At 72.3% G+C, this 14,781-nt stretch carries 15 protein-coding genes and 1 pseudogene; 7 read left to right on the forward strand and 9 right to left on the reverse strand.

Annotation, left to right across the window (positions count from 1 at the left end; genetic code table 11):
• Positions 1-184 precede the first annotated feature (184 nt).
• Positions 185-793: pseudogene (locus tag ACFWM7_RS25235) on the reverse strand (hypothetical protein); the annotation flags it as partial.
• 392 nt (positions 794-1,185) lie between these two features.
• Between ACFWM7_RS25235 and ACFWM7_RS25240 the strand changes: the two are divergent.
• Positions 1,186-1,548 carry a DsrE family protein gene (locus ACFWM7_RS25240; protein ID WP_010063599.1) on the forward strand — a complete coding sequence of 121 codons (363 nt, stop codon included), beginning with the start codon at positions 1,186-1,188 and terminating at the stop codon, positions 1,546-1,548.
• 19 nt (positions 1,549-1,567) lie between these two features.
• Here the strand turns inward: ACFWM7_RS25240 and ACFWM7_RS25245 are convergent, their stop codons facing one another.
• The 8 genes from ACFWM7_RS25245 to ACFWM7_RS25280 all read right to left on the reverse strand — a co-directional run bounded on the left by ACFWM7_RS25245 (position 1,568) and on the right by ACFWM7_RS25280 (position 7,313).
• Positions 1,568-1,825, reverse strand: a complete 258-nt coding sequence (locus ACFWM7_RS25245; RefSeq protein WP_383264290.1) for a DUF3099 domain-containing protein — start codon at positions 1,823-1,825, stop codon at positions 1,568-1,570.
• Positions 1,826-1,979: 154 nt separating this feature from the next.
• Positions 1,980-2,267 carry a DUF1416 domain-containing protein gene (locus ACFWM7_RS25250; RefSeq protein WP_003968135.1) on the reverse strand — a complete coding sequence of 96 codons (288 nt, stop codon included), beginning with the start codon at positions 2,265-2,267 and terminating at the stop codon, positions 1,980-1,982.
• Between the two features lie 40 nt (positions 2,268-2,307).
• Positions 2,308-3,147 carry a sulfurtransferase gene (locus ACFWM7_RS25255; protein ID WP_093807668.1) on the reverse strand — a complete coding sequence of 280 codons (840 nt, stop codon included), beginning with the start codon at positions 3,145-3,147 and terminating at the stop codon, positions 2,308-2,310.
• Positions 3,148-3,335: 188 nt separating this feature from the next.
• Positions 3,336-3,416: a putative leader peptide gene (locus ACFWM7_RS25260; protein WP_350310325.1), complete on the reverse strand. Its 81-nt coding sequence runs from the start codon at positions 3,414-3,416 to the stop codon at positions 3,336-3,338.
• 277 nt (positions 3,417-3,693) lie between these two features.
• On the reverse strand, positions 3,694-4,383 hold the full coding sequence (locus ACFWM7_RS25265) for a DUF2993 domain-containing protein (protein WP_383264294.1): 690 nt from the start codon (positions 4,381-4,383) through the stop codon (positions 3,694-3,696).
• 177 nt (positions 4,384-4,560) lie between these two features.
• Entirely contained in the window at positions 4,561-6,078 is a 1,518-nt protein-coding gene (locus ACFWM7_RS25270) for a hypothetical protein (protein WP_383264297.1), read from the reverse strand.
• A gap of 10 nt (positions 6,079-6,088) precedes the next feature.
• Positions 6,089-6,343, reverse strand: a complete 255-nt coding sequence (locus tag ACFWM7_RS25275; RefSeq protein WP_383264300.1) for a MoaD/ThiS family protein — start codon at positions 6,341-6,343, stop codon at positions 6,089-6,091.
• A 67-nt stretch (positions 6,344-6,410) separates the two neighbouring features.
• Complete coding sequence (locus ACFWM7_RS25280; protein ID WP_383264303.1) at positions 6,411-7,313, reverse strand: alpha/beta hydrolase; 903 nt, start codon at positions 7,311-7,313, stop codon at positions 6,411-6,413.
• 373 nt (positions 7,314-7,686) lie between these two features.
• Here ACFWM7_RS25280 and ACFWM7_RS25285 point away from each other — a divergent pair, with 373 nt between their 5' ends.
• From ACFWM7_RS25285 to ACFWM7_RS25310, 6 genes are all read left to right on the forward strand, one after another.
• Positions 7,687-8,538, forward strand: coding sequence for a response regulator transcription factor (locus ACFWM7_RS25285; RefSeq protein WP_383264306.1), 852 nt, complete (start codon positions 7,687-7,689; stop codon positions 8,536-8,538).
• Between the two features lie 24 nt (positions 8,539-8,562).
• Positions 8,563-9,606 carry a LacI family DNA-binding transcriptional regulator gene (locus ACFWM7_RS25290; protein ID WP_383264309.1) on the forward strand — a complete coding sequence of 348 codons (1,044 nt, stop codon included), beginning with the start codon at positions 8,563-8,565 and terminating at the stop codon, positions 9,604-9,606.
• A gap of 103 nt (positions 9,607-9,709) precedes the next feature.
• Positions 9,710-10,810 carry a S1C family serine protease gene (locus ACFWM7_RS25295; RefSeq protein ID WP_383264312.1) on the forward strand — a complete coding sequence of 367 codons (1,101 nt, stop codon included), beginning with the start codon at positions 9,710-9,712 and terminating at the stop codon, positions 10,808-10,810.
• Between the two features lie 89 nt (positions 10,811-10,899).
• A complete protein-coding gene (locus tag ACFWM7_RS25300; protein ID WP_383264315.1) occupies positions 10,900-11,640 on the forward strand; it encodes a response regulator transcription factor in 741 nt (246 codons plus the stop codon).
• Between the two features lie 98 nt (positions 11,641-11,738).
• Positions 11,739-13,154 carry an ATP-binding protein gene (locus ACFWM7_RS25305; RefSeq protein WP_383264321.1) on the forward strand — a complete coding sequence of 472 codons (1,416 nt, stop codon included), beginning with the start codon at positions 11,739-11,741 and terminating at the stop codon, positions 13,152-13,154.
• Between the two features lie 148 nt (positions 13,155-13,302).
• Positions 13,303-14,733 (forward strand): DUF4157 domain-containing protein, encoded by a 1,431-nt coding sequence (locus ACFWM7_RS25310; RefSeq protein ID WP_383264318.1) that lies wholly within the window; start codon positions 13,303-13,305, stop codon positions 14,731-14,733.
• Positions 14,734-14,781: the final 48 nt, after the last annotated feature.

Here is a 14,781-nt window from a genome sequence, read left to right on the forward strand (position 1 = left end):
CCGCGCGGGCCTCGGGTGACAGCCGCTCGTCCTGTGCCGCGTCCTCCACCACGTCGAGGACGGCTTCCGCCTGCCATTCGCCGAGGACGGACAGACCGACCCCCTCCGATCGAGCCGCACCGCCTAATGGGTGGGGGCCCGGCCTTCTCGTTCAGGTGTCGGCCGGTGGCCGCTGTCACGGGTCTCAGGCGAGCAGTCGGTTCTGCAGGATCAGCGTCTGCTGGAAGGGGATGCGGGCCGTCTCCCGCTTTCCGGGACGCTCGTGCACGACGAGGGCCAGCGTGTCCCCCGCCAGGGTGTACGCCTGCCGGACGTGTTCGGCCCCGAAGGGCGCCTGCTCGGCGAAGACGAACGACGAGGTGTTCTCGAAGTCGTTCTGCGAGCTCCAGGAGCCGTCGATCTCCATGGTGTCCGTGCGGTCCAGCGGCGTACCGGCCGAGGAGCCCACGTTCAGGTCGCCGAGCATGCCGGTCGCGAACGCCGTCGAGGTGAACCGCACCAGGTAGATCCGGGACACCGTGCCGTCCGGCATGGTCCAGCCGCGGGCCGCGATGTGCCGCGCCGGGGCGTCCTTCAGGAGCTGGGCCACCGACTGCCGGTCCTGCTGCCGGTACGCGTCCAGGAACGTCCGGGTGGAGATCCAGCCGCCGGGCAGCTTCTTGTCCGGCACCGCTCCGGCAGGGGCCGGCAGCAGCAGGTCGCGCAGGTCGGCGTGGTGGATCTCGGCCGGGTTGCCGGCCCCGAACGGCCGGGGCGAACCGGCCGGGAGCGCGGGCAGGGACAGCTCCGGATAGTAGGTCCGCGACGCCGGACAGGCTGAACGGCTCGGTGCCGTTCGCGTCGACGGTGACCGAGACCTCTCCCTCGTGCGCGATGCAGGTGATGCCGTGGAGGGTGCCCTTGTCGCCCTTGGGCTGCCGGTAGCAGGTGGCCTTCTTGCGGCCGTCGATCGACGGCCCCTTGCGGAAGACGTCGAAGGAGTCCAGCAGCTCCTTGCGGTTCACGTAGGAGGAGCGGACCGCCCGCTTGTCCCGCATCTTCATGATCTGGACGTTCACGACGAGGTCGTCGGCGTCCGAGGTGGGTTCCCCCAAGAGACCTGAAGCGCGGGTTCCCTTACCTGCGCGCACAAGTGACCACCAGGCCGGCAAGGAGGTTGCGTCCCGGACGATTACAGTTCGGCCTATGCCGAAGAAGCTTGTGATCAAGGTGACCGCCGGGCCCGAGGCCGCCGAGCGCTGTTCGCAGGCCTTCACCGTGGCGGCCGTGGGCGTCGCCAGCGGAGTGGAGGTCTCGCTCTGGCTGACCGGGGAGTCCTCGTGGTTCGCGCTGCCGGGCCGGGCCGCCGAGTTCGAACTGCCGCACGCGGCCCCGCTGCCCGACCTGCTGGACTCGATCCTGGCGGGCGGCCGGATCACCCTGTGCACCCAGTGCGCGGCCCGGCGCGACATCACGGAGAAGGACGTGCTGGAGGGCGTACGCATCGCGGGTGCGCAGGTGTTCGTGCAGGAGGCCCTGGCGGACGATACGCAGGCGCTCGTCTACTGACCCCTGCCCTGGAGCGGCCTCAGTGGCGCTTCTTGCCGTCCAGCTCGTCCCACCACTCGTCGGACTTCGGGTCGCCGGAGGGGTCGTCCCACCAACGGTCCTCCGGGCCCCGGCGGTTGGCGACCATCGCGGCGACCGGCGGGATCACCATGGCGACCACGCACATGCCGATGGCGACGGGCATGGACCACAGGCGCACCACGGCCCAGGCGGACACGAAGAGCACGATGCATCCGCCCATCATCAGGAAGTAGTTCCTCCTGCGTCGGGCGTACATGCTTCCAGCGTAGGACGCCCGGCTCCGGACGGCACGAAGGGCCGCACCCCGCATCAGGTGGCGTCCAACCCCCTGGGGTGCGGCCCTTCGGCCGTCCTGTGTGCCGTACGGAACGTGCCGTACGGATACGGCGTGCCGCGGATCCCGTGAAGGATCAGACGGCGATGGCGACCTCGGAGAGTCCGCCGGTCTGGGCGACGACCGTGCGGTCGGCGCTGCCGCCCGGAACCAGGGCGCGGAGCGTCCAGGTGCCCTCGGCGGCGTAGAACCGGAACTGTCCGGTCGCCGAGGTCGGGACCTCGGCGGTGAACTCACCGGTCGAGTCCAGGAGGCGCACGTAGCCGGTGACGGGCTCGCCGTCGCGGGTCACGCTGCCCTGGATGGTGGTCTCACCGGGCTTGATCGTCGAAGCGTCGGGGCCACCGGCCTGTGCTCCACACATGGTTCTGTCCTTCAGGTCGAAGCGGTGCTGGTCGGTGGGGTTACTTGTTGGCGCCGAGCTCGATCGGCACGCCGACGAGGGAGCCGTACTCGGTCCAGGAACCGTCGTAGTTCTTGACGTTCTCCTGGCCGAGCAGCTCGTGGAGCACGAACCAGGTGAGCGCGGAGCGCTCACCGATGCGGCAGTAGGCGATGGTGTCCTTCGCCAGGTCGACCTGCTCGGCCTCGTACAGGGCCTTCAGCTCGTCGTCCGACTTGAAGGTGCCGTCGTCGTTGGCGTTCTTCGACCACGGGATGTTGCGGGCGCTCGGCACGTGGCCGGGACGCTGCGACTGCTCCTGCGGAAGGTGGGCCGGGGCGAGCAGCTTGCCGCTGAACTCGTCGGGCGAGCGCACGTCGACCAGGTTCTGGCTGCCGATGGCCTTGACGACGTCGTCGCGGTAGGCGCGGATCGACTCGTCCTGCGGCTTGGCCGTGTACTGGGTGGCCGGGCGGGTGGGGACGACGTCGGTCAGGTCGCGGGAGTCGAGCTCCCACTTCTTGCGGCCTCCGTCGAGGAGCTTCACGTTCTCGTGGCCGTACAGCTTGAAGTACCAGTAGGCGTACGACGCGAACCAGTTGTTGTTGCCGCCGTAGAGGACGACCAGCGTGTCGTTGCCGATGCCCTTCTCGCTGAGCAGCTTCTCGAAGCCGGCCTGGTCGACGAAGTCCCGGCGGACCGGGTCCTGGAGGTCCTTGGTCCAGTCGATCCGGATCGCGTTCTTGATGTGGTTCTTCTCGTACGCCGAGGTGTCCTCGTCCACCTCGACGATCGCGACCTGCGGGTCGTCGATGTGGGCCTCGACCCAGTCGGCGTCTACCAGGACGTCGCTGCGGCTCATGTTGTTCTCCTCCGGGGCAGTCTGCGGCGGGGTGGTGCGAGATGCGGAGTTCGCGGGGTGCGGGTGTACGCGCGGAGGCACGGAACGCGGCGCGTACGGGGCACGGGGTCGGCCCTGGTGACGGTCGAGGGGCGACGGTCGGGGGGGCCGGGGGAAACGGGGCGGCTGCGGCGGTGCGAGCGCCCCGCTCAGAAGGTGCGACAGAGCATGGCGGCGACGCGGCACAGGTCTACTGCCCGCCGCTTCGTGAGGTCCGCCTGTCGCTTCATGGGTCCGATCGTAGGGAGGTACGGACGGAGATGTCACCGTCGTGTCGAATGATGAGACACGATCATCCGCAATGTGGGATACGGAACGGGTTGCGGGCAGTGGATCCGCCGCCCGGCTCCCCCGAGCCTTCCCCGCATCTGCGGACCGGACGCAGGCGTCTCACTATCCGGATCCGGGCCGATCCCGTGCCGGATCCGGACCGATTCCGCGCGGGATCCACTGCGCCTTCGCGCGGGATCCGCGCCCATGGTCTTCGCGTCGGACCCGGCCGCTCGGTCAGCCCGTCAGGGAGACGTCCGAGCCGGTCACCGAGATCTCCAGGCCCTTCTCGGTCACCTCGACCTGCTGGAGCTCCAGGCCCTTCGGCAGCCCGTCGATGTCGCCCTCGAAGTCGGTCTTCTCGCGGACCAGCTCCTCGACGCCGGGAATCCCCTCGCCCGGCACCTCGTCCGCGCGCACCTTGATCGTGTGGCCGTCGACGCGGGTCACGGTGGACAGCACGCTGCGCGTGATCGGCCGGCCGAGGATCTCCACCGTGCCGGTGACCTTCGCCTTGCCCTTGCCGCCGTACTCCACGACGACGCCGTCGCTGGCCGCCGCCGTCAGGTCCTCGTAACTGACGAGCGCGGTGCCGGTGGCGCGGGCGGCGGTGGCGCTGCGGTACCCGGAGCCGAGCTTCACGTCGTGGAGCCGGGCCCGGACCTCGCTGACCCGGATCGTGCGGCCCGCCGCACTGGTCTTCATGCCGGTGAGGTTGACGTCGACCCGGTCGAGCTGCGATCCGGCGAGCTGGGTGAGGAAGGGGAACCCCTTGATCGAGATCTCCGTCGTGGCGGGGCCGTCCCCGCTGATCGTGACCCGGTCCTCCGCCTCGGACTCCGCGAACCAGACGGCCGCGCGGTCGACGGCGAGGAAGAGGCCGCCGAGCACCACCACCAGGACCAGCAGTATTCGCAGTGCGCGCATCTGTGTCGTTCCCCCACCCTGAGCCGATCGGTCCCCCTGGCGACCGTGAGCCTACTGCGGCAGGAGTGGACGCCCTGGGTGATCGACGAGCGACGGCCCCCCGGTGGTTCCCGAGGGGCCGTCAGCATCGGTACGAAGCGGCGGTACGAAGCAGGGGTCAGAGGTACGAAGCCGTGGTCAGAGGACGGCGCGGCCGACCAGATAGACGACCGGGGCCGCCACGGTCAGCGGCAGCGCCACCCCGGCGGTCATGTGCACGAACCGGGACGGGTAGTCGTAGCTCGCCACCCGCAGCCCGATGAGCGCGGCGCCGCCCGCCGCGAAGCCGAGCAGCGCGCCCTTCACGCCGAAGTCCGTCAGCGCGCCCGCCGCGACGCCCGCGCCGACACCCGCGAGCAGGGCCGCCGGGAGGGAGACCGCGCCGGGCAGGGGCAGGGCACGGACGAGCGTGGCCGCCGCGACGGCCACCCCGCCGACGACCACCGCGTCCGGGACCGCCGCGAGGTGTCCGCCCGCGAGCACCGCGAGGGACGCCGAGACGACGGTGGCCATCAGGCCGTACATCCGCTCGTCGGCCCCCGCGTGGCTGCGGAGCTGGAGGACCACGGTGAGCAGCACCCAGACGCCCAGGGTGCCCAGCAGGGCGGCGGGGCCGTGCTCCCGGCCCGCGGCGAGCAGGACGATGTCGGCGACCAGGCCCCCGGCGAAGGCGAGCGCGATGCCCTGGCGGGCGGGCCACATGCCGTTGAGCCGGAACCAGCCGGCGGCCGTCACCGCCTGGAGGAGCACCACCGGGACGAGCAGGGCGTACGTCCCGATCGCCGCGCCTCCCGCGAGGAGCAGGCCGAGCGCGGCGGTGAGCGCCGCGGGCTGCATTCCCGGCGCGATGATCGGCGAGCGCCCCTCGGCGCGGGCCCGCTGGGCGTCGGTGATCCGGGCGTTGCCCAGCGTCGTGGGCGCGCTGTACCCCGTGTCACCGGGCCCGGACGGCGCGGCCGCGCTCGCGGGCTCGGTCACGGGAGCGGTCGCGGGTGTCGGCTGTACGGGCTGTGCGACCGGTGCGACGGGTACGGGCTGCCCGGCGGGCGGTACGGGCGCGGCCGGGACCTCGGGCGGCAGCGGGAAGGAGCCCGCGGCCCCCTGAGGCGGCAGATACGCGGTATCGGCCGCCGACGAGGCCGGGTACGACGGCTGCTGCCCCTGGTACTGCGGGTACTGCTGCGGCTGCTGCGGCTGGTACTGCTCCTGGTAGTGCTGCTGGTACGGAGGGTGCGGCTGAGGCGTCCCGTAGGAACCGGGCTGCTGCTGTCCGTACGGATCCGGCTGCGGCTGCACCTGGCCGTGCTGCCCGTGCCCGTGCTGCACCTGGCCGTGCTGCCCGTGCCCCTGCTGCACCTGGCCGGGCTGGCCGTGGCCGGGCTGCCCGTGCCCCTGCGCCCCGTGTGCGTCCCCGTCCGGGCCGATCGTCGGTTGGTACTGCGTGTCCCAGGTCGGCGCCTGCCACGTCTGCGTCGCACCCTGGTCGAAGGCGGCCGGCTCCTGGGACGCGGCGGGCGCGGCGGGCTGCCCGGCCGTCCCGTCGGGCCACTGCGGGGAGGGCTGCGGCCGGTGCTCGGGGTCGTACGGGTACGGGTACTGCTGATCGCTGCGGTCGTACGGGTACGGGTACGGGTACTGCTGATCGCTGCTGCTCATGGCCTGCGGTTCACCCTCCTGCGAACGGCGGGAGCACCTCGACCGTGCCGCCCTCGGCAAGGCGTACGGTCTCATGCCCACGGGTACCGACGGGGTCGCCGTCGATGAGGAACGAGCACCGCTGGAGCACCCGGCTCAGCTCGCCGGGGTGCCTCTCGCGCACCGCGTCGAGCGCCTCGGCGAGGGTCGCCGCCGCGTACGGCTCCTCCGCGGTGCCCGCGGCTGCCTTGGCCGCAGCCCAGTAGCGGATCGTCCCCGCTGCCATGGCGCCACTCCTTAGGTTCGGTGGGTCCGGTCGACCCACGCCTCGTGCGTCAGCTCTCCATGATGGGTCACGCGGGCGGCGTGCCCGTCGCCCAGTCGGCGATGCGGGCCAGGAGGGCGTCGTCCGCCGCGTTCTCCGCGTGGCCCATCCCCCGCTCCAGCCACAGCTCCGCGCCGCCGGGACCGGCCGCCTCCGCCAGCATCCTCGGGTGGTCCACCGGGAAGTACGGGTCGCGGTCGCCGTGCACGAGCAGCAGCGGGGCCGGGGCGATGAGCGGGACCGCCGCGACCGGGGAGAGCGGGACGGGATCCCAGTCCTCGGTGGCGATGCGGGTACGGAATCCGTAGCGGCCGACGAGGCGGCCCGAGGGGCGGGTGACCACCCAGTGCAGCCGGCGCATCGGGGCCGTGCCCCGGTAATACCACCGGGCGGGCGCACTGACGGAGACGACCGCGTCCGAGTGCGCCCCCGTGCGCCGTATGCGCCCCTCACGCCCCGCGTACCCCTCGCGCTCCGGCACGCGAATGGCCGTACCCCCGGCCACGGATTCCGCGCCCCCGGCCACGGTCTCCGCCGCATACGTCACGGTCTCCGCCGTATACAGAGCGCCGTGCCGGAGCACCACCGAGCCACCCATCGAGAACCCGACCGTCACCACCCGGGTGTGCCCGAGCTCCCGCGCCCAGGCCACCGCGGCCGCCAGGTCCAGCACCTCGCGGTCGCCCACCGTGGAGCGCCCGCCGGACCTCCCGTGGCCCCGGAACGAGAACGTGATCACGGCCGCACGCTGGGCGAACACCCGCGCGGCACGGCGTACGGCGGGGCGGTCGGCGGAACCGGTGAACCCGTGCGCGACGACGATCACGGGGATGGCGGCCGCCGGTTCCGTACGGGCTCCGGCGACCGCCGCGGAACCCGCCGTACACGGTTCGTACACCGCCTCGACCGGCACGCTGTCATCCGTCAGCAATGTGGCGAATCGTGGGGGTGGCGTGAGCAAGGGAACAGAAGAACCCCGGAATCGACCCTCGGACACGGAACTCATGTGGGCTATTCTGCTGCGAAGAGGATCCGGGCAATGCAGCCCCCGGGTCCTTTTGTGCTTTACCGGCGTTGTTACGACGACGTTTCCACAAGCTCATCGGTCCCAGGGCGCGGGACCGCACCGTAAAAACCGCATGACGCGGGACGCATGACGCAGGACCGCATGACGTACGAAGCAGTGCCGCATACTCCCCCGGGTCCGACCCGGGAGTGCCCCTCTCGCAGGGAACGAGGAGGACCGACGTAATGGGCGAGCGAACCGTGCAACACGATCGACCGAACCAGGCAGGTGGGCGGCGATGAGTTCACTGCTGCTTCTGACGAACGCACTCCAGCCGTCGACGGAGGTGCTCCCCGCACTCGGTCTTCTGCTCCACAGCGTGCGGGTGGCCCCCGCCGAGGGCCCGGCCCTGGTGGACACCCCGGGCGCCGACGTGATCCTCGTCGACGGGCGGCGCGACCTTCCGCAGGTCCGCTCGCTCTGTCAGCTGCTGCGGTCCACGGGGCCCGGCTGTCCGCTGATCCTCGTCGTCACCGAGGGCGGTCTCGCGGCCGTCACCGCCGACTGGGGCGTCGACGACGTCCTGCTGGACACGGCGGGCCCGGCGGAGGTCGAGGCGCGGCTGCGCCTGGCCATGGGCCGCCAGCAGATCACCTCCGACGACTCCCCGATGGAGATCCGCAACGGTGATCTCTCCGTCGACGAGGCGACGTACAGCGCGAAACTCAAGGGCCGGGTCCTGGACCTGACCTTCAAGGAATTCGAACTGCTGAAATACCTCGCCCAGCACCCGGGCCGGGTGTTCACCCGCGCCCAGCTCCTCCAGGAGGTCTGGGGGTACGACTACTTCGGCGGTACGCGGACGGTCGACGTCCACGTACGACGGCTGCGCGCCAAGCTCGGCCCGGAGCACGAGTCGCTGATCGGGACCGTCCGCAACGTCGGCTACCGCTTCGTCACCCCGGAGAAGCCGGAGAAGTCCGAGCGCGCGGCGGAGGAGGCGAAGGAGCGGGCGGCCGCCCGGCAGAAGGCGGCCGACTCCGACGCCCGGCCCGACGCCCGGCCCGACGCCCGGCCCGTCGCCCGATCGGAGCAGTCCTCTTCGGCCACGGCGGCGGAAGAGGCGCCGGTGGAGGCTGCCAAGAGGTAGGTCCATCCGCGTAGACTGCCGCGCGTGGCCAAGGTGACGCGGGACGATGTGGCGAGACTGGCGGGGACGTCGACCGCGGTCGTCAGTTACGTCATCAACAACGGACCCCGGCCGGTCGCCCCGGCCACGCGCGAGCGGGTGCTCGCCGCGATCAAGCAGTTGGGCTACCGGCCCGACCGGGTCGCCCAGGCCATGGCCTCGCGCCGCACGGACCTCATAGGCATGATCGTGCCGGACGCCCGGCAGCCGTTCTTCGCGGAGATGGCGCACGCGGTCGAACAGGCTGCCGCCGAGCGCGGGAAAATGGTGCTCGTCGGCAACTCCGACTACCGCGACGAGCGCGAGGTCCACTATCTGCGGGCCTTCCTCGGCATGCGGGTCTCCGGCCTGATCCTGGTCAGCCAGGGCCCCAGCGAGCGCGCCGCCGCCGAGATCGAGGCCTGGGACGCCCGGGTAGTCCTGCTGCACGAGCGCCCCGAGGCGATCGACGACGTCGCCGTGGTCACCGACGACGTGGGCGGCGCCCAGCTCGCCACCCGGCACCTGCTGGAGCACGGCCATCCGTACGTGGCCTGCCTCGGCGGTACGGAGGAGACCCCTTCGGTCGGCGACCCGGTCGCCGACCACGTCGAGGGCTGGCGGCGGGCGATGCACGAGTCGGGCCGCTCCACGGAGGGCCGGCTGTTCCAGGCCCCGTACAACCGTTACGACGCCTATCAGGTGGCACTCGGGCTGCTGGCCGGCCCGGACCGGCCGCCGGCGATCTTCTGCGCCACGGACGACCAGGCCTTCGGCGTGCTGCGGGCCGCCCGTGAGCTGCGCATCGACGTGCCGGGCGAGCTGGCGGTGGCGGGCTTCGACGACGTGAAGGAGGCGGGTCTCACCGATCCGCCGCTGACCACGGTCTACTCCGACCGCCCGGCGATGGCGCGGGCGGCCGTGGACCTGGTGCTGGACGACGCGCTGCGGGTCTCGGGATCGCGGCGGGAGCGGCTGAAGCAGTTCCCCTCCGCGCTGGTGGTCCGGCGCTCGTGCGGCTGCGGGGAGCCGCCGACGCCGGCGCGGTGACCGTCAGCTCGGGCGTGGCCTTTACAGCGGGCATACGCGGTTCTTCCGGGCTTCTCAGGACGTACTCAGGCCCTTCTCATCTTCGCCGCCGAGCCTGGTGCACATGACGGAGAACCTTCGCCCGAGCGGCGCGCACTCGACGGACCAGGACCCGGCCTCGTACCCGTACGCCTCCCCGTACACGTACGACGGCACGGCGTACAACGGCACGGCGCAGGACGGCACGGCGTACGACGGCGCTGCGGCCGGTGGGTACCCGCCGCCGCCCCCGTACGCTCCCACCACCACCGGCAGGCGCAGGGCGAAGCGGCCGGTCGCCCTGCTGGCGGCGGTGGCGATCGCGGCGGGCGTGATCGGCGGCGGCACCGCCACCCTCGTCGGCCAGCTGAACGGCCAGAACTCCGCCGCCACCGGTTCGGGCGGCGCGGTCAACGGCACCACCGTCTCGCAGAGCAGCAAGGGCACCGTGGCGGGCGTCGCGGAGGCCGTCTCGCCGGCCATCGTGGAGATCGGCGCGGCGTCGTCGGCGGGCAAGTCCACCGGCTCGGGGGTGGTGATCACCGAGGACGGTGAGATCGTCACCAACAACCACGTCATCTCCGGCGCGCAGCAGATCCAGGTCACCCTCTCGACCGGCAAGACCTACACCGCCGACGTGGTGGGCACCGACCCCGGCAAGGACCTGGCGCTCATCAAGCTCCGGGGCGCGAGCGGGCTCAAGACGGCGACGCTCGGCGACTCCTCCAAGGTCAAGGTCGGCGAGCAGGTCGTGGCGATCGGCTCGCCGGAGGGTCTGACCGGCACGGTCACCAGCGGCATCGTCTCCGCGCTGGACCGGGACGTCACGGTCGCCAAGGACGACTCCGGCAGCGGCTCCGGCCAGGGGCAGGGCCAGGGCGGGCAGGGCGGCGGTCAGCAGTGGCCGTTCGAGTTCGGCGGGCAGCAGTTCAACGGCGACACGGGCGAGGAGACGACCACGTACAAGGCGCTCCAGACCGACGCGTCACTCAACCCCGGCAACTCCGGCGGTGCGCTGATCAACATGGACGGCGAGATCATCGGCATCAACTCCGCGATGTACGCGCCGAGTTCGGCGCAGGCGGGGAGCGGTTCCTCGGCGGGCAGCGTGGGCCTCGGCTTCGCCATCCCGGTGAACACCCTCAAGGCCGACCTGGACACCCTGCGCGCGGGCGACGGTTCCTGATCCCGCGCGGCGTCCCGGCCGTGCAAGGCTGAGAGCACCCCGCGGACCGGGGAGGGACCAGGTCGACACGAGAAGAGGACGACACAGCGATGAGCCCCGCCGAAGACGATCCCCAGCGTATCCTGATCGTCGACGACGAACCGGCCGTGCGCGAGGCGCTGCAACGCAGCCTCGCCTTCGAGGGGTACGGGACGCAGGTCGCGGTCGACGGGTACGACGCCCTGGCGATGGCCGAGGCGTACGCCCCCGACCTCATCGTCCTGGACATCCAGATGCCCCGGATGGACGGCCTCACCGCCGCCCGCCGCATCCGGGCCACCGGCTCGACGACGCCCATCCTGATGCTCACCGCCCGCGACACCGTCGGGGACCGGGTGACCGGCCTGGACGCGGGGGCGGACGACTACCTGGTCAAGCCGTTCGAGCTGGACGAACTGTTCGCCCGCATCCGGGCCCTGCTGCGCCGCAGTTCGTACGCGTCGGCAGCGGCGGCGGGCGCGGAGGCTCCCGACGACGACGTGCTCGCCTTCGCCGACCTGCGGATGGACCTGGCCACCCGGGAGGTCACCCGGGGCGAGCGGCGGGTGGAGCTGACCCGTACCGAGTTCACGCTGCTGGAGATGTTCCTGTCGCACCCGCGCCAGGTGCTGACCCGGGAGCAGATCCTCAAGGCCGTCTGGGGATTCGACTTCGAGCCGAGCTCCAACTCCCTGGACGTGTACGTGATGTACCTGCGCCGCAAGACGGAGGCGGGCGGCGAGCCGCGCCTGGTCCACACCGTGCGCGGGGTGGGGTACGCGCTGCGTACGGGCGGGAGCGGCGAGGCGTGAGCACGGCACAACCCCCCGGGGGCAGCACGGCGCAACCTCCCAGGACCGATGGGGGCGAGGGCCGGGGCGAGGCCCGCCCCGCCCGGAAGAAGGGCCTGGTGCGCCGCTTCCGGGCGCTGCCGCTGCGCTCCCGGCTGGCGCTGCTGGTGGCCACGGCGGTCGCGGTGGCGGTCGCGGCGGTGGCGGTGGCGTGCTGGTTCGTGACCCGGGCCCAGCTGGAGGACCAGCTCGACGACTCGCTGCGCGACGCGAAGATGGACAACGCGCCGATGCGGGATCTGCTGAGCTCGTGCCTGAGCGGCGGGCAGTTGCCCGCGCAGGAGTTCCCCGGCCAGTACACCGTGCAGATCGTCGCGGCGAACGGCGACTACTGCACGGCCCCGAACACGACGCCCGTCCCCGCCCGGCCCAGCGACATCGCGGTGGCCGCGGGGCGGGAGGCCGACGCCCTGCACACGACGGAGAACGACGCCGGGCAGGACATGCGGGTCTACACCCGCAAGCTGCCCCCGGTGGTCAGCTCCGGCCAAGCCAACAACGAGCTGGCCGTATCGGTGGCCCGCCCGCTCAGCGAGATCGACGCGCCGCTGTCCACGCTCGCCTGGGTGCTGGCCCTGGTCGGCGGCATCGGCGCCGTCGGCGCGGGCGCGGCCGGGCTGTGGGTGGCGCGGGCGGGGCTGCGCCCGGTGGACGAACTCACCGAGGCGGTCGAGCACGTGGCGCGCACGGAGGACCTGACCGTGCGCATCCCGGTCGACGGCGAGGACGAGATCGCCCGCCTCTCGCACTCCTTCAACTCGATGGCCGCCCAGCTGGCCTCCTCCCGCGACCGCCAGTCCCAGCTGATCGCGGACGCGGGCCATGAGCTGCGCACCCCGCTGACCTCGCTGCGGACGAACGTGGAGCTGCTGGCCCGCAGCGACGATACGGGCCGGGTGATCCCGCCGGAGGACCGCAAGGCGCTGATGGCCTCGGTGAAGGCCCAGATGACGGAGCTGGCCGCGCTGATCGGCGACCTCCAGGAGCTGGCCCGCCCGGACGCGGCCGAGCCGGGCCCGCTCCAGGTGGTGGCCCTGCACGAGATCACCCGCACCGCCCTGCGCCGCGCCCGCCTGCGCGGCCCGGAGCTGACGATCACGGAGGACCTGGCCCCCTGGTACGTACGGGCGGAGCCGGCGGCCCTGGAACGGGCGATCGTCAACGTCCTGGACAACGCGGTGAAGTTCAGCCCGCCGGGCTCCACGATCGACGTGCGGCTGCACCGGGGCGAGCTGACGGTGCGGGACCGGGGCCCCGGCATCCCCGCCGAGGAACTCCCCCACGTCTTCGAACGCTTCTGGCGCTCCCCCTCCGCCCGCCAGCTTCCCGGCTCGGGCCTGGGCCTGTCCATCGTGGCCCGTACGGTGCACCAGGCGGGCGGCGAGATCACCCTCCGCCCGTCCCCGGACACCGGCCCCGGCACGGTCGCCACGATCACCCTGCCGGGAGCCCCGACACCGCCGCCGGGGATGTGAGGCCCGCGGAGCCGGCCGGGGCCCCCGGCTCCCCGCGCGCGTGCCGGTGCCCTTGCGGTCGGCGGACTCTGCCCCCAGGGCCCTCGCTGCCCCGGGGGTGGTCCCTGTATCCAGGAAGGTACGCCGCTGATCAAGGGAAAGGGTCTCCGTGCGGACACAGGGCACCAACAGGACAGGCCGCTCCGGCAGCAAGCAGGACCAGGCCGACGCCGCGCGGGAGGCACGGGCCGGAGAGCGGGACGCGGCGGCCGCGGCGCCGCAAGGGCTTCTCGCGCTCCAGGCCACCGTGGGCAACGCGGTTGCCGTCCAGATGCTGCGCCGGGCCGGGCTCCAGGCCCGGGAGGGGCATCGGCACGACGCGGGCTGCGGCCACGAGGGGGTTCAGCAGCCCACCGTGCAGCGCTCCGCCGTCCACGACGTGCTGCGTACCTCCGGCCGTCCCCTGGAGGACACCGTCCGCAGTGACATGGAGTCGCGTCTCGGCGCGGACTTCTCGGACGTACGCGTCCACGACGACAGCGCCGCGAAGGCGTCCGCGGCCGAGGTCGGCGCCCGCGCCTACACCTCCGGCAACCATGTCGTCATCGGCGACGGCGGCGGGGACCGGCACACCCTCGCCCATGAGCTGACCCACGTCATCCAGCAGCGCCGGGGCCAGGTCGCGGGCACCGACAACGGCGGCGGGCTGAAGGTCTCCGACCCCTCCGACCGGTTCGAGCGGGCCGCCGAGGCCAACGCGCGCCGGGTGATGGCCGCCCCGGCCCGTACGGACGTGCAACGGGCGCCGGACCCTTCCGGCAGCCCCGGCCCGGCGACGGCGGCGGTGCAGCGGGTGGTCGATCCGCAGGACATGCTCGGGGCAAGTCACTGGAAGGGCGAGATGGAAGCGGCGGGCCACCCGCTGCTCCCGCCGAAACAGAAGGGCAAGAAGAAGAAGGCGAAGGCGCCCGTTCGGAAGCTGGAGGACATCCTGGCCTCGGTGGGCCCCGGGCTCCTGGCGGAGCTGAAGGCACTCGCCGAGAAGGGCGAGACCGGCCGCCTGAAGCTCTACCGCACGATGATGGCGGAAGAAGCGAACGCCATCATGGAGTGGAAGGGCCTGGCAGCGCTCACCGAGGAGTGGATCACCTCCCAGGAGGACACCGCCGGGATCTCCAAACGCTTCCGGGGGGCCGTGGCGAAGGGCGAGGCCGGCATCATGCCGATCAGCAACCACCTGGGCGACGCGGGCCAGGCCGCCGAGTACTTCACCAACGAGGACACCCAGGTGACGGTGGAGTTCACGCTCAAGCCCGGGGCCCACGAACTCCTCTTCTCGCCGGACTACATGGCCATCTCCGGGGACAAGGGAACCCCGTACCACATCAGGAAGACCCGGGAGAGCGCCGACGACCCGTTCCCGGAGGCAGCCGCCGGCGAGGGCGCGCTCGCCGGGTACGTCGGCCTGAAGCCCGAGGAGAAGGAGCCGTTCAGCCTCTCCATCGGCAAGACCGACATCACGCGACTCCTCTTCCAACTGTTCGTCGAGGACATGCGCGCGGTGCGGGGCGAGAAGAACCTGACGTCCGGCACCGCCTGACGTCCCGCCCGGTGCGGCCGAGGGGGCGGGCGCGCCGGGGCTCCGGCC

It is taken from the genome of Streptomyces sp. NPDC058375 (assembly GCF_042723425.1).
Taxonomy (GTDB): Bacteria; Actinomycetota; Actinomycetes; order Streptomycetales; family Streptomycetaceae; genus Streptomyces; species Streptomyces durocortorensis.

Bases quoted from the DNA above. Each gene is read 5' to 3' on its own strand.
- ACFWM7_RS25300 (WP_383264315.1), top strand. From the start codon at position 10,900: ATGAGCCCCGCCGAAGACGATCCCCAGCGTATCCTGATCGTCGACGAC.
- ACFWM7_RS25255 (WP_093807668.1), bottom strand. From the start codon at position 3,147: ATGAGCCGCAGCGACGTCCTGGTAGACGCCGACTGGGTCGAGGCCCAC.
- ACFWM7_RS25285 (WP_383264306.1), top strand. From the start codon at position 7,687: ATGAGTTCACTGCTGCTTCTGACGAACGCACTCCAGCCGTCGACGGAG.
- ACFWM7_RS25260 (WP_350310325.1), bottom strand. From the start codon at position 3,416: ATGAAGCGACAGGCGGACCTCACGAAGCGGCGGGCAGTAGACCTGTGC.
- ACFWM7_RS25270 (WP_383264297.1), bottom strand. From the start codon at position 6,078: ATGAGCAGCAGCGATCAGCAGTACCCGTACCCGTACCCGTACGACCGC.
- ACFWM7_RS25295 (WP_383264312.1), top strand. From the start codon at position 9,710: ATGACGGAGAACCTTCGCCCGAGCGGCGCGCACTCGACGGACCAGGAC.
- ACFWM7_RS25245 (WP_383264290.1), bottom strand. From the start codon at position 1,825: ATGTACGCCCGACGCAGGAGGAACTACTTCCTGATGATGGGCGGATGC.
- ACFWM7_RS25250 (WP_003968135.1), bottom strand. From the start codon at position 2,267: ATGTGTGGAGCACAGGCCGGTGGCCCCGACGCTTCGACGATCAAGCCC.
- ACFWM7_RS25265 (WP_383264294.1), bottom strand. From the start codon at position 4,383: ATGCGCGCACTGCGAATACTGCTGGTCCTGGTGGTGGTGCTCGGCGGC.
- ACFWM7_RS25240 (WP_010063599.1), top strand. From the start codon at position 1,186: ATGCCGAAGAAGCTTGTGATCAAGGTGACCGCCGGGCCCGAGGCCGCC.
- ACFWM7_RS25275 (WP_383264300.1), bottom strand. From the start codon at position 6,343: ATGGCAGCGGGGACGATCCGCTACTGGGCTGCGGCCAAGGCAGCCGCG.